This window comes from Bradyrhizobium sp., from assembly GCF_030646015.1.
Taxonomy (GTDB): Bacteria; Pseudomonadota; Alphaproteobacteria; order Rhizobiales; family Xanthobacteraceae; genus Bradyrhizobium.
This window is the reverse complement of record NZ_JAUSLT010000161.1, coordinates 1-12,750: the sequence shown is the minus strand read 5'-3', so window position 1 is coordinate 12,750 and position 12,750 is coordinate 1. Positions and strand designations below refer to the sequence as shown.

General features: G+C 65.2%; 11 protein-coding genes and 1 pseudogene. 3 read left to right on the top strand and 9 right to left on the bottom strand.

Annotated elements, in window-relative coordinates; genetic code table 11:
* Positions 1-335: 335 nt before the first annotated feature.
* The 6 genes from Q7T45_RS23945 to Q7T45_RS23920 all read right to left on the bottom strand — a co-directional run bounded on the left by Q7T45_RS23945 (position 336) and on the right by Q7T45_RS23920 (position 6,412).
* On the bottom strand, positions 336-1,550 hold the full coding sequence (locus tag Q7T45_RS23945) for a mandelate racemase/muconate lactonizing enzyme family protein (protein WP_304874158.1): 1,215 nt from the start codon (positions 1,548-1,550) through the stop codon (positions 336-338).
* Between the two features lie 175 nt (positions 1,551-1,725).
* Positions 1,726-2,208 carry a DoxX family protein gene (locus Q7T45_RS23940; protein ID WP_304874156.1) on the bottom strand — a complete coding sequence of 161 codons (483 nt, stop codon included), beginning with the start codon at positions 2,206-2,208 and terminating at the stop codon, positions 1,726-1,728.
* Positions 2,205-2,981 (bottom strand): DUF2063 domain-containing protein, encoded by a 777-nt coding sequence (locus Q7T45_RS23935; protein ID WP_304874154.1) that lies wholly within the window; start codon positions 2,979-2,981, stop codon positions 2,205-2,207. The genes Q7T45_RS23940 and Q7T45_RS23935 overlap by 4 nt, the downstream gene beginning before the upstream one ends.
* An 8-nt stretch (positions 2,982-2,989) precedes the next feature.
* A complete protein-coding gene (locus Q7T45_RS23930; RefSeq protein ID WP_304874151.1) occupies positions 2,990-3,844 on the bottom strand; it encodes a DUF692 domain-containing protein in 855 nt (284 codons plus the stop codon).
* Between the two features lie 70 nt (positions 3,845-3,914).
* Positions 3,915-4,226, bottom strand: coding sequence for a DUF2282 domain-containing protein (locus Q7T45_RS23925; protein WP_304874149.1), 312 nt, complete (start codon positions 4,224-4,226; stop codon positions 3,915-3,917).
* Positions 4,227-4,369: 143 nt separating this feature from the next.
* Positions 4,370-6,412 (bottom strand): adenylate/guanylate cyclase domain-containing protein, encoded by a 2,043-nt coding sequence (locus Q7T45_RS23920; RefSeq protein ID WP_304874148.1) that lies wholly within the window; start codon positions 6,410-6,412, stop codon positions 4,370-4,372.
* Between the two features lie 179 nt (positions 6,413-6,591).
* Between Q7T45_RS23920 and htpG the strand changes: the two genes are divergently transcribed.
* Together htpG and Q7T45_RS23910 are read left to right on the top strand one after the other, a co-directional pair.
* Complete coding sequence (htpG, locus tag Q7T45_RS23915) at positions 6,592-8,466, top strand: molecular chaperone HtpG (RefSeq protein WP_304874145.1); 1,875 nt, start codon at positions 6,592-6,594, stop codon at positions 8,464-8,466.
* Positions 8,467-8,582: 116 nt separating this feature from the next.
* Positions 8,583-9,731 carry a DUF3095 domain-containing protein gene (locus tag Q7T45_RS23910; protein ID WP_304874144.1) on the top strand — a complete coding sequence of 383 codons (1,149 nt, stop codon included), beginning with the start codon at positions 8,583-8,585 and terminating at the stop codon, positions 9,729-9,731.
* Positions 9,732-9,875: 144 nt separating this feature from the next.
* Here the strand turns inward: Q7T45_RS23910 and Q7T45_RS23905 are convergent, their stop codons facing one another.
* The 3 genes from Q7T45_RS23905 to Q7T45_RS23895 form a co-directional block, all read right to left on the bottom strand.
* Entirely contained in the window at positions 9,876-10,325 is a 450-nt protein-coding gene (locus Q7T45_RS23905; protein WP_304874142.1) for a DUF2147 domain-containing protein, read from the bottom strand.
* Between the two features lie 59 nt (positions 10,326-10,384).
* Positions 10,385-11,755, bottom strand: coding sequence for an MATE family efflux transporter (locus Q7T45_RS23900; RefSeq protein ID WP_304874140.1), 1,371 nt, complete (start codon positions 11,753-11,755; stop codon positions 10,385-10,387).
* Between the two features lie 262 nt (positions 11,756-12,017).
* A complete protein-coding gene (locus Q7T45_RS23895; RefSeq protein ID WP_304874139.1) occupies positions 12,018-12,545 on the bottom strand; it encodes a GNAT family N-acetyltransferase in 528 nt (175 codons plus the stop codon).
* Positions 12,546-12,654: 109 nt separating this feature from the next.
* Between Q7T45_RS23895 and Q7T45_RS23890 the strand changes: the two are divergent.
* Positions 12,655-12,750 (top strand): annotated as a pseudogene (locus Q7T45_RS23890) (superoxide dismutase); the annotation flags it as partial.

Genomic DNA, 12,750 nt, shown 5'->3' with positions numbered 1-12,750 from the left:
CCGCGATCGCCCGATGCCACCGATCGGCCGCGAAAACCGGACTCTTCACGTCTCGCGCGCCACCTGAGTTCGCAAAAAAAGCCAGATTTCGGGCCCCATTCCCGCAGACCCGATTGTGCAAAGCTCTCGCAAGCGGGGGAGGGCCGGGGTGGGGGTGCCTCAACAGGCGCCGGGACCCAGTGGATAGATTTCCCCCACCCGCCGCGCTCTGCCGAGCGCGTCGACCTCCCCCGCAAGCAAGCGGGAGAGGTGCAGCGGAGCTCGCAGTTATGCCGCGCGTCCCTCTCACGGTGCGGCCGGCGCATCGTGCCGATGTCAGCACCGCTGCCAGTTGCTCATTTCTTCTGCCCGTAATTCAGCAACCCGCCGAGCCCCTTCGGCGGATGCGCACGCAGCGCTTCCTCGTTGGGCTCGGTGCCCCAGCCGGGGCGGTCGGGGATGACAAGATAGCCGTCGACGATCTCGGGCAGATGGGTGAACAGTTCGTGGTCCCATTCCAGCCGGTCGATGTCGATTTCCATGATGCGCAAATTCGGCACCGCCGCGCAGAAATGCGCGTTCATCATGCTGCAGAGGTGGCCGTAGAAATTATGCGGCGCCACGTTGACCTCATGGGCTTCGGCTGAGGCCGCGATCTTCATCGACTGCCACACCCCGTTCCACGGCGTATCGATGATGGCGACGTCCATCGCCTGCTCGCGGAAATAGGGCAGGAATTCGCGCAGGCCCAGCAGTGTTTCGCAGGACGAGATCGGATGTGGGCTTTGCCGCCTGATATAACCCAGCGCCTCCGGACTAAAGCTGTCGATCTCGATCCAGAACATGTCGAGGTCGGCGATGGTGCGCAATATTTTCAGATAGCCTTCGGTCTTGGCGTTGAAATTGAGGTCGAGCAGGATGTCGACATCGGGTCCGGCGCCGTCGCGGATGGCTTCAAGATGCATGCGCAGGTCGCGCAGCACCTTGCGGTCGACATTGATCTCCGGCTCGAACGGCGAGCCGAAGCCGGGCCGCCAGCCCTGCGGCTTGCCGTCGGTGTAGGTAAAAATGTTGGTTTTCAGCGCGGTGAACTTCTTGTCCTTGACCTCGCGACCGATCGCCTTGACGCCGTCGAGGCCGGTGATCGCCGGTTTGTACCAGCCGGGATGGTTGATGCGCCAGGTGGCGCAATGCGACCAGTAGACCCTGATACGGTCGCGGATCTTGCCGCCGAGCAGTTCGTAGCAGGGCACGCCGAGCAGCTTGCCCTTGGCGTCGAGCAGCGCGTTCTCGATGGCGCCGAGCGCCAGCGCCACCACGCCGCCGGTGGCGGGGCGGGTCGCCGCTGAAAGCTCCGCAAAGATCCGCTCATGCGCCATCACGTCCTGCCCGACGACGCGGCCGGACAGCCGCTGGATCGCGGTGCCGACACCGGGCGCGCCAAAACCCTCGTCATATTCGCTCCAGCCGACCACGCCGTCCTCGGTCGAGACCTTGACGAAATGGTAATTCCGCCAGCCGGCGTCGCAGGCGAGGATTTCGACGCTTTTTACTTTTGATGTTTTCGTCACGGCGTTTCCCTTTGTTTTCTTGTTTGCAGTTCGGCTTGCGCCGCTTGTCGATAGTCATGGGTTCGAATCCACATCGAGCCCGGCTTTGCCATGATTGTCCTTTTTATCGGATTTTTCTGCAACCGCCGCCGTTGACATGCGCGGTCGGCGGCGACCGGCCGCCTGAGTGCCGCATCTATCGGAATTTTCGGGCGATCAAGTGATCCAGCGAGAGCAGGCCGGGACCCCGCGCGATCACGATCAGAAAGCAGGTCGCCCATACGCCGTGGGTCGGCCATGCGTCGGGGTAGACGAAGATCTCGATCACCGCGGTCATCAGCAACAGCGCCGTCGCCGAAAATCGCGACGCCAGTCCGATCACCAGCAGGACCGGGAATAGATGCTCGGCGAACGCGGCGGCATGGGCGGCGATCCCTGGATCGATCAGCGGCAGCCGGTACTCGTTCTCGAACAGCGCAATGGCGCTGGGCTTCAGGTTGAATCCCGCGACCTTGGTCTGGCCCGATTGCCAGAACACCATCGCGGGGAAGATGCGGGCCGACAGGGCGATCGGCCAGTAGGGAATGCGATCCAGCGCGGCAAGCGCCCGCTGGATGATCCGCACCGGCAAGATGGTCGGCGTCGCTGCCGCGTCGAGCGGTTTGCCGAGGGCGGTCATGATGTCCTCTCCGCCGGAGGCAGGATGGCGCGGACGACGCCTGAGCCGATCAGACCCGCGAGACTGCCGGTGAGGTCGAAACCGGCGTGGTCGGCGAGCGCGGCGCCGATGGCATCGCGCAGCGGCAGGCCGCCGGCGAGCGACTGCAGGAACGCCGCACCGCCCGGCGGCAGCGCGCGGATTTCGACGTCGAGATGCGGCCGGACGACGAGGGCGTCCTCGCCTTGCCCGGTCTCGATCGGCTGGAGCTCGAGCTCACCGCTGTTCATCGCCCAGATCGTCACGATCGGGAACGGCGAGCGCAGGATGGCGGCCGAGGGATGCAGCTGGAGGCGGATGTCTCCGAGCGCTTCGGCGTCGAGCGCCGCGAAGCTGTCCGCGCCAAGCGGTGTGGCGTCTTCCGCATGGTAGGCGCGGGTGCGCGCCGCCTCGAGCCGCGCTATGTCCGCGAGATAAGGCAGCTCCCGCGCCGGCTCGAATGCGGCGATGAAGTCGGCGAATTCCTCGCCATATTGCGCCAGCAGCGGCGAGCGCGGCGGATGCTGCATCACGAATTGCCGCGCCATCGCGGCGAAGAATTCGCCGCCGACCAGCCGTTCGATGACGGGATAGCGCTGTGCCAGCGCAGCGCCAAGACTTGCCATGACGTTGTTGCGGTAGACGGCAAAGCGTCGCGCCGGAACGGCGCCGGTGTGTGCGGCGATCCCGGGCGGTAACATTGCTTCGGCGCCGAGCAGCGCTTTCGCAAAGGATGTCTCGAATGTCGCGGGCATGGCGTCTCTCATGCCGCCACGCACGCCGCGCCCGACAGGATGCGTTGGGCGGCGACGGCCTCGGCGCGCAGCGTCGGCCAGTCCGGCACGTCGTTGTCCCATTCGATCAGGGTCGGAAGTGCGCCGGTGCGGGCGATCACCTGGCGGTAGAGTGCCCAGACCTCGTCCGCGACGGCCACGCGGTGGCTGTCGATCAGCAGCGGTTCTCCGGCATCGCCGGTATCGGCATCATGACCGCCCAGGTGAATTTCGAAAACCCGATCCAGCGGAAACCGGTCGAGATAGTCCAACGCCGACGTGCCATGGTTGGTGGCCGAGACGAAGACGTTGTTGATGTCGAGCAGCAATCCGCACCCGGTGCGCCGCGATATCTCGGCGAGAAAATCGACTTCCGCGATCGTGCTCTCGGCGAAGTCGAGATAGGTCGAAGGATTCTCCAGCAGCATCTGTCGCCCGAGCGCGGTCTGCACCTCGTCGACGTGTTCGGCGACCCGTGCCAGAGTCTGCCCGGTATACGGCAGCGGCAGCAGGTCGTTGAAGTAGACGCCATCATGCGACGACCAGGCGAGATGCTCGGAAAAGCTCTGCGGCGCATAGCGATCGCACAGTTGGCGCAGCCTGGTCAGGTGAGCGCGATCCAGCGGCCCCGTCGAACCGATCGACAGCCCTACACCGTGAACCGACAGCGCATAGCGTTCGCGCAGCGCGGTGAGCTGCGCATGCGGCGGCCCGCCGGCGCCCATGTAGTTCTCCGCATGGACCTCGAAGAATCCGACCGGCTGCGCGGCGGCCAGAATGGCGGCGGCATGCTCGGGCTTGAAGCCGACGCCGGCTGAAGCCGGCAAATGGGCAGCAATGGGCATCGGCTGAACTCGCTTGGCGGGAGCCTCGAGAGCACCGGCGCGCGGGGCGTCCGCACGCCGGTGCTTCGGCTCAGGACTTGATGGGCTCCAGCGAGCCGGTGCCCTTCGGGGTCTTGATGCTCGCGCAGGTGCCCTTGGCGACATATTTCCAGGCATCGCCCTGATAGTCGGTTTTGGCGGTGCCGGCGCAGGTGGTGCCGGCGCCTGCCGCGCAATCATTCTCGCCTTTCATGGCGATGCCGAAGCACTTGTCCATGGTCGGCTGCGGCGGCTTTGGCGCCGCGAACGCCGGAGCGGCGATCATGGCAAGCGCGGCGGCGAAGGAGCCGGCGATGGTGGCGTTGGCGAGGGCGGTCCTGGCGGAGACGGTCTTGGAGCTCATGAGGCGATCCTTCCTTGAAACTTCAGCGACGAAAGCGTCACCAAGTTACGGGCGTGGCGGCGGCACCGTTACATCGCCGTCTCCGCCCGCTATCACAAACCCGTGATCGGTACGGGACAGCACCGGAGACCCGGCGGCATCAGCTATTTGGCTCGCATCGCATTGGTCGCGTCCCAATCGTCGCTTGGCGGCTGCCGAAGAAGGTCGCGGCAACGTTCGAGCATCAGCCGCGCCGGCTGGTCCGCATCGCGCGCCTGAAGCGCCTGCTCGAACAGCTCGGCGGCCTGCTCGAAATGACGGTCGCGATAGGCGGAGAGCCCGGATTCATACAGCGTCATGCAGGGTGGGAGGACCGCGCCGTCCTCCGCCATCCCGAGCAATTCGTAGACCGCGATGCCCTGCGCGCGGCCGTAAACCGTCAGGCGGTCGAGCTCGCGAACCAGGATTTGATCGCCGGCGAGGCGGCGGGTTTCCTCACCGATGATGATGTCGGTGCCATATTCCTTGTTGGCGCCTTCCAGCCGGCTCGCGACGTTCACGGCGTCGCCGATGACAGTATAGTTGAGGCGGACCTCGGAACCGATATTGCCGACCAGCACGTCGCCGGAATTGAGGCCGATCCGCACCCGGAGCGGCCGGCCGGAATCGTCGGTCAGACCGGACTCCCGCAGCGCGCGCTGGCAGGCGAGCGCGGCGCGGCAGGCGTCGGCGGCGTGGTCGGGGTTGGCCGCCGGTGCGCCCCAAAACGCCATCACCGCATCGCCGATGAATTTGTCGATGGTGCCGCGATGGGCGCTGACCTCGCGTGACATGGTATCGAGGTAACTGGAGAGCAGCGGAACGATGCGGTCGCCGAGCCGCTCGGACAATCCGGTGAAGCCGGCGATATCGGCGAACAGGATCGTCAGCGGCTTGATCGCGCCGCCGGGGCGGGGTTCGACGCCTTCGCGAACCAGCATTCTGACCAGGTCGGCGGGAATGTATTTCCGGAAGGCAGCGAGTCCGCCCGCCATATCGGCGATGGCGCCCGACAGATTCTCGATCTCGGTGACCCCAGAGGCGTGGCGGCGGACCTTGTCGAGATCGAAGCGGGCGACGTGCTTGAGTTCGTCGACGACCATGATCAACGGCGTGGCGATGACGCGCCGGGCGAGCCATGCCGACAGCAGACCGGCGGCGAGAATGAGCAGCGCCAGACCGATCAGCAGCTTGCGGATCGTTGCCTCGATGGGCCCAAGAAATTCCTTTTCCGGAATCACGGTCGCCAGCGTCCAGCCTGGAAAGGCGAGGGGCGTGAGGGTGACCGCATAGGCATCGTCGGCGGCTTCCAGCCTGACCTGACTGGCGATCTTCGCGTCGGGGCCGGCCCCGGCGAGGGCGCGCCGTGCGATCGACAGTAATGGCTGGTCGGACCGCTGCATGTTCAGTTCATCGGCGTCCGGATCGGGAGCGGCGATCGTCGTACCGTCGCTCCCCAGAATGAACGCCGCGCCGGACTTTCCGACCGAGAGCTGCGACAGGAACCGGGCGAGGCGGGTATATTCGATGATGATGGCGAGAACGCCCTGGCGTTTCTGGTAGACGTCGATCGGACCGGCATAGGCGATCGAGGGCCGCGGTCCAACCGGATGCGCCGTGACGTTGAACCAGCGCGGTTCGTCGGCGGCTAGGCCTGAACGAAACCATTCCTGTTCGGTCACCGCATAGTCGGTATTTTCGAAGCGCCGCTTCTCGAACTCGATATCGCCGACCACCACCTGGTATTCGTCAACGCGCCGCTTGACGACGCCGTCGACCGGCGCGATTTCCATCATTTCCAGCGCCAGATCGCCGAGCTTGTGCGCGGCAAAGAACGCGCCGTCCGGCCAGCCGAACGCCACCCAGGAGATGTTCGGCTGCGACTGCAACTGGGACAGGAAGACGAATTCGCGCTTGTCCGCCTCGCGGGTCTCCAGCACGTTCTGCAGGAACAAGGTGCGAATGGCGGTGTGCGCCGCGCGCGCTTCGGTGGTGATGACGGTGACTTCCTTTTCAACCGCCGCGACGATCTGGCGGTTGATGGTGTCCGCCAGCGCGTGGCTGTTGGCTTCGGCGGTCCGCCACCACAATAGATGGACGCCGACGGCGCTCACCAGGATCGACGCGAGGACGAGTCCGGAAATGGCAAGGCGAATGCCGATTCGCATGATGGCGCATGTCTCCTTGCGGCCTGGCAGTGTCCACCATAGGCCGATAATCCGCAAATGGCCGGGTCCCGGTTCCGCCCGACGTTTTCCATGCCGGCCGGGCCGCAAATCTTGCCACCTCTCGTGGTATCGCTATATCAGGCTGCTCTCCGGATGTTCATTCCTCAGCGAGACCGATAATGACTGAGACCACCGCCGACGCCGCCCCCGTCTCCCAGCCATTCCAGGCCGAGGTCGCCGAATTGCTGCACCTGATGGTGCATTCGGTCTATTCGGAAACCGATATTTTCTTGCGCGAATTGATCTCGAACGCTTCGGACGCCTGCGACAAGCTGCGCTACGAGGCGATCGCGAACCCTGCGCTGATCGCGGACGGCGAGCCGCCCAAGATCCGCATCGTACCCGACAAGACGGCCAATGCGCTGCGCGTGGTCGATACCGGGATCGGCATGGACCGCCAGGAGCTGATCGACAATCTCGGCACCATCGCCCGCTCCGGCACCAAATCCTTCCTGTCCCGGCTGACCGAGGCCAAGGACGGCGCCGGCCTGATCGGCCAGTTCGGCGTCGGCTTCTATTCCGCCTTCATGGTGGCCGAACGCATCGAAGTATTCAGCCGGCGTGCGGGGAGCGACGAGGTCTGGACCTGGTCGTCGTCAGGCGGAGCCGGATTTGAAGTCGCACCCGCCGGCGAGGAAGACGCCGCGCGGATCGCGCGCGGTACCGAAATCGTACTGCACCTGAAGCCGGATGCGAAAAAATATCTCGAAACTTACGAAATCGAGCGCATCGTCGGCGCCTATTCCGACAACATCCAGTTTCCGATCGAACTCGTCCCCGAGGAAGGCGAGCCCCGCCAGATCAATTCGGCCAGCGCATTGTGGCAGCGGTCGAAGTCGGAGCTTGCGGCGGAGGACTACGCCAAGGCTTACAAGTCGATCGCGAATGCGTTCGACGAGCCGGCGATGACGCTGCATTACCGCGCCGAGGGCCGCTACTCCTATGCGGTGCTGCTGTTCGCGCCCTCGACCAAGCCGTTCGACCTGTTCGAGCCGCAGCGCAAGGGCCGGGTGAAGCTCTATGTCCGCCGCGTCTTCATCACCGACGATGCCGATCTCTTGCCGGCCTATCTGCGCTTCATCCGCGGCGTGGTCGACAGCGAGGACCTGCCGCTCAACATTTCCCGGGAGATGCTGCAGAACAATCCGCAGCTGGCGCAGATCAGGAAGGCCGTAACCACGCGGGTCGTGGGCGAACTGGAAACGCTTGGCGACAAGGACCCGGAGAATTTCGCGAAGATCTGGGACGCCTTCGGCCCCGTCATCAAGGAAGGCCTCTACGAGGATTTCGAGCGGCGCGAGAAATTGCTGGCGCTGTCGCGCTTCACCACCACGACCGGCGAGAACCGGTCGCTGAAGCAGTACATCGCGGATCTCAAACCGAACCAGACCGAAGTGTACTTCCTGGCCGGCGACAGCATCGAGCGGCTGAAATCCAATCCCAAGCTGGAATCCGCCGCCGCCCGCGGCATCGAGGTTTTGCTGCTGACCGATCCGGTCGACGCGTTCTGGACCTCGGCCCCGCTCGACTTCGAAGGCAAGCCGCTGAAGTCGCTGAGCCAGGGCGATATCGATTTCGGCCTGATACCGCTGCTCGACGACAACAAGGACGAGGCAAAACCGGAAGCCGATGAGGCCGCGATCATCGCCGTGATCAAGGCGACCCTCGGCGAACGCGTTTCCGACGTGCGCGCCTCGCAGCGGCTGACATCCAGCGCGTCCTGCCTGGTCGCCGGCAGCCATGGCCCGGACCGCGAGCTGGAGCGCCTGCTGGCGCGGCAGAACAAGGGCGGCGGCACCAAGCCGATCCTCGAGATCAACCTGCGCCATCCGCTGGTGGCGGCGATCTCAGGCGAGGGCGCCGACGGTGCCGACCTGTCGTTCCTGCTGCTGGAGCAGGCGCAGATCCTCGACGGCGAATTGCCGGAAGACCCGGCGGCATTTGCCGGCCGGCTCAACCGGCTGGTGCTGCAAGGCGTGGCGAAGGGGGGATAGGCATGGCAGACCGGGAAAAGCTTTGCTTATGCAGGCTCCTTGTTAATGTGTTGAACCCAAATTCCAGAACCGGTCGTATCTGCTGGAAGGGTTCATAACGGGGCGGTTCCACTGATATGACCACACCCACCAGCGACACCTTCTACAGTTCCATCCCGGTGTTTCGCGGCTTTGCCAGCCTGATGGACCCGGCGCTGTATTCGCCGCTGCCGGATGACTGGTCGATCGGCGTCGCCGATATCGTGGAATCGACCAGGGCGATCGCGGAGGCGCGCTACAAGGCGGTCAACATGGCCGGCGCCTCGGTCATCGCGGCGGTCACCAATGCGCTGGAGGGCCGCGAGTTTCCCTTCGTGTTCGGCGGCGACGGCGCCAGTTTTGCGGTGTCGCCCGAGGATCTCGAACGCACCCGCGAAGCGATGGCGGCGACCGCGATCTGGGTCGAGGAGAGCCTCAACCTCGTGATGCGGGTGGCGCTGGTACCGGTGTCGGCGGTGCGGGCGCAGGGCCTCGATGTCCGCGTCGCGCGGTTCGGGCCGTCGGCCAATTTGTCCTATGCGATGTTTTCCGGCGGCGGCCTCGGCTGGGCGGAAACGGCGATGAAGCGCGGCGAATTCGCGGTGCCGAAGGCCGCGCCCGGCACCCAGCCCGATCTCACGGGTTTGTCGTGCCGGTTCGAGGAAATTCCCTCCACGCGCGGTCTCATTCTCTCGGTGCTGGTGGTGCCCGCGCGCGCCGCCGACCCCTCCGCTTTTCGCGAGGTGATTGAGGACATTATCGCGCTGGTCGAGCGCAGCCCGGATGCGGGACGGCCGGTGCCGCCGGACGGCCCGCCGCTGACATGGCCGCCGAGCGGCAATAAATACGAAGTCAGCACGATGCGCGGATCGCTGCTCAGGCGGCGCGCCTTCGTGCTCGCCAACACCCTATTCGTTTACGTCATCATGCGCTTCGGCATCAGCGTCGGCGGTTTCGTGCCGAAGACCTATGTCCAGCAGGTGGTTGAGAATTCCGACTTCCGCAAATACGACGACGGATTGCGCATGATCCTCGACTGCACGCCGGAGCTGGAAGGCGCGCTGACCAAAGTTCTGGCCGCGGCGGCGGCGGCGGGAACCGTGCGCTATGGCCTGCACCGGCAGGATGCGGCGATGATGACCTGCTTTGCGCCGTCGGTCACGCGCAGCGACCACGTCCATTTCATCGACGGCGCCCGCGGCGGCTACGCGTCGGCGGCGACCGCGCTGAAGGCGACGGCGGCGTGATCGAGTTCACGCCTAAAATCCGTAGCCCGGATGGAGCCCTTGCGAAATCCGGGACCACCGCCGCATTCCTTCCCGGATTGCGCCATCGGGCGGCGCGTTGCGCCGACCGCTGGCTTCATCCGGGCTACGGATTCTTGTAATCGCTCAGCGTCCGGCGCGCGTCCAGTTCTCGCCGCCGCAGAGCGCGCCCACGCAGCCCTCAACCTTGAGCGTATCCGGACCCGCCAGCGAGACATGGCTCACATAGGTGCTGCCGTCATCGGCGTTGTAGATCTGGCCGGACCATCGGTTCGGACCTGATGGCTGCATGCCGCTGAACAGCGGGAGCCCGATCATCCGGCGCTTCCTCAGGGCCGGATTCGGATTCTTGTCGTCGACCTGGGGTTTGCCGGTGGCGGGATCGATCGGATCCCGCAGCCCGACGATGACTCCGCAAAGTCCGCCGCCGCATTTGCTGACGCGCACCCTGGCGTCGCCGGCCTGGGTCAGCCAGACGCCGGTTGCCTCACTGGCCTGCGCCTGCGTGGCGGGAGCGCCAAGCAACGCCGCCAGGATCGCCAGGTTCGCAATGATGGTGCCGAATCGGCAGGACATAGGCCTCTCCCTGAAAGCGGGCCTGCATAGCAAAAAATCGAATTTGTGCAATGCGGAACTCACTTGCCCCAGCGCGTCAGCCAGACCGATGCGGCGACGCCGATGCCGAACAGCACCATGGCGGCGCCGACCAGCGCGAACAGCGCCCAGGCCGGCGCATCGATCGACACCAGCCACCAGCCGCCGAGCGCGACCAGCAGCAGGCGACCGGTCCCGGCAAGCACCGGACCGCCGACCTTCGCCGCCCCCTGCGAAGAGAAATAGAGACACGTGCCCAGCCCGAAAAACGCGAATGCCGGGCCGGCCCAGCCGAAATAGGAATAGGCTGCCGCGGTGACGCCGGGATCGCTGGTGAACATGGACACCCACAGCACCGGATGGACCGCGACGACCAGGCCGATCAGTCCGACGGTCAGGGCCGATGCGGCGCCCGCGGTCCACGCCACCTTGCGGGCGCGCGCCACCATGCCGGCGCCGATGGCCATGCCGACCATCGGCACCGAGGCGACGCCGAAGGCGAACGAAATCGGGGTCAGCAGGAATTCGAGCCGCGAGCCCATGCCGTAGCCGGCCAGCGTCGCGGTGCCGTAGCCGGCCAGGATCTTGGTGAAGATCAGGATGGTCAGCACGCTCTGCAGCGGCGCCACGCAGGAGATCGCGCCGACCTTCAGGATATCGAGAAACATGACGCGCTGAAATTTGAAGGCGCGGAAATCCAGCGTCAGCCGGCTGCGGCCGCTGACCAGGATCCATCCGAGGAATATCGCGCCGAGCGAGAATGCGATCAGTTGCCCGGCGGCGACGCCGGCCATGCCCAGTTGCGGCAGGCCCGCCAGCCCGAGACCCAGGGCGCCGCCGAGCACGATCTGAACGATGGCGACCCCGATCAGCGTTGCCGACGGCAGCCGCATGTCGCCGGTGCCGCGCAGCACCGAGGCCAGCGTATTCACCAGCCAGATCGAAACCGCGCCTGAAAACAGCACCTGCGAATATCGCAGCGCCTGTTCGAGCACGCCGCCGCGCCCGCCCAGCAGCATGAAGAAGGGACGGCCGAACAGCAGCATGACGGCGGTGAAGAACAGTCCGCCGAGCAGGCCGATCATGACGGCGTGCAGGGCCAGCGTCGCCGCGCGGTCGCGGTCGCCGGCGCCGATGGCGCGGCTCACCGCGGATGAAACGCCGCCGCCCATGGCGCCGGCCGACATCATCTGCGTCAGCATGACGAAGGGGAAAACCAGCGCGATCGCGGCCAGCGGTTCGATGCCGAGGCGGCCGATATAGGCGGTTTCGGCCACCGCCACCAGGGTGGTGCCGACCATCGCGATGGCATTGGGAAGCGTCAGCTTCAGCAGCGTCGGCAGGATCGGCGAGGTCAACAGGCCGTTGGCCGGAACCTTTGCCGGTGCTGCGGGCGGGGCCTCAATGGTCATGCTTCACACGTCATTCAGCGCCCTTTCTTACCCTCTCCTGGAGGGGGAGGGTCGGCTCGCATTGAGCACAGCGAAATGCGAGACGGGGTGGGGTGACCTCTCAACTCGGACACTGTTGAAGAGGAGAGACCGTCACCCCACCCCGCTCGCTGCGCGAGCGACCCTCCCCCTCTAGGGGAGGGTGAAGAAACCCGACAGCAAATAGATTATGATCACCATATCATGGGCTGAACGGTGCAACGCCACCCCGCCATACGCATGGTCACCATGGCAGGCCGCATAGGTCGATCACGCCCTGCCGCGGCTTGCGGGTGAAATCGAACACGAAGGGCGCCATCGCCTCGAAGCGAACGCGTCCCTCCGGCTGTTCGGCCCAGACTTCGCCGCTGAAGGGGTGCCAGCCGCGCGATTGATAAAACGCGAAATTGTGCGGCTCGCAGAACAACAGCCCGAATTGCACCGCCTCGTGGTGGCGCATGGTCTGGACCGCGGCGTCGAGCGCGAGGCTGGCATATCCCTGACGCCGGCAGTCCTCGCGGGTCGAAACCCCGCCGATGCCGCCGATATGAACCTTGCGGCCGTCCCAAATGGCATGGCGGAAGTAGATGCCGACATGGCAGGCCAGCCCACCCGAGGGCGCATCGATCAGCACGCGCAGATCGGCATTGGCCCACTTGATATGCCCCCATGGCAGCTTCGCAACCATGTCGGCCGGCCAGACCGCCTTGAACAGCGGCTCGGCCACAGGCCACGAAGCGTCCCCGTTCAATACGTCGATCTCGATGCTCATGTCGTCCTCTCGTACGCTATCCGGCCCAAATTGCGGTGTTTAAGATCCCGGGAACCTTCTATAAGGGTTCCCGTTAAGCCCACGTCTCCCATCATTGCGGACATCCCCCATGACCTTCACGCTTCCCACCCTTCCTTATGCCTATGACGCGCTTGCTCCTCATATGTCGAAGGAAACGCTGGAATTCCACCACGACAAGCATCAT

Coding starts and splice junctions, on each gene's coding strand:
- Q7T45_RS23940 (WP_304874156.1), bottom strand. CDS start 2,208: ATGACCGCCCTCGGCAAACCGCTCGACGCGGCAGCGACGCCGACCATC.
- Q7T45_RS23905 (WP_304874142.1), bottom strand. CDS start 10,325: ATGTCCTGCCGATTCGGCACCATCATTGCGAACCTGGCGATCCTGGCG.
- Q7T45_RS23930 (WP_304874151.1), bottom strand. CDS start 3,844: ATGCCCATTGCTGCCCATTTGCCGGCTTCAGCCGGCGTCGGCTTCAAG.
- Q7T45_RS23920 (WP_304874148.1), bottom strand. CDS start 6,412: ATGCGAATCGGCATTCGCCTTGCCATTTCCGGACTCGTCCTCGCGTCG.
- Q7T45_RS23900 (WP_304874140.1), bottom strand. CDS start 11,755: ATGACCATTGAGGCCCCGCCCGCAGCACCGGCAAAGGTTCCGGCCAAC.
- Q7T45_RS23925 (WP_304874149.1), bottom strand. CDS start 4,226: ATGAGCTCCAAGACCGTCTCCGCCAGGACCGCCCTCGCCAACGCCACC.
- htpG (WP_304874145.1), top strand. CDS start 6,592: ATGACTGAGACCACCGCCGACGCCGCCCCCGTCTCCCAGCCATTCCAG.
- Q7T45_RS23910 (WP_304874144.1), top strand. CDS start 8,583: ATGACCACACCCACCAGCGACACCTTCTACAGTTCCATCCCGGTGTTT.
- Q7T45_RS23895 (WP_304874139.1), bottom strand. CDS start 12,545: ATGAGCATCGAGATCGACGTATTGAACGGGGACGCTTCGTGGCCTGTG.
- Q7T45_RS23935 (WP_304874154.1), bottom strand. CDS start 2,981: ATGCCCGCGACATTCGAGACATCCTTTGCGAAAGCGCTGCTCGGCGCC.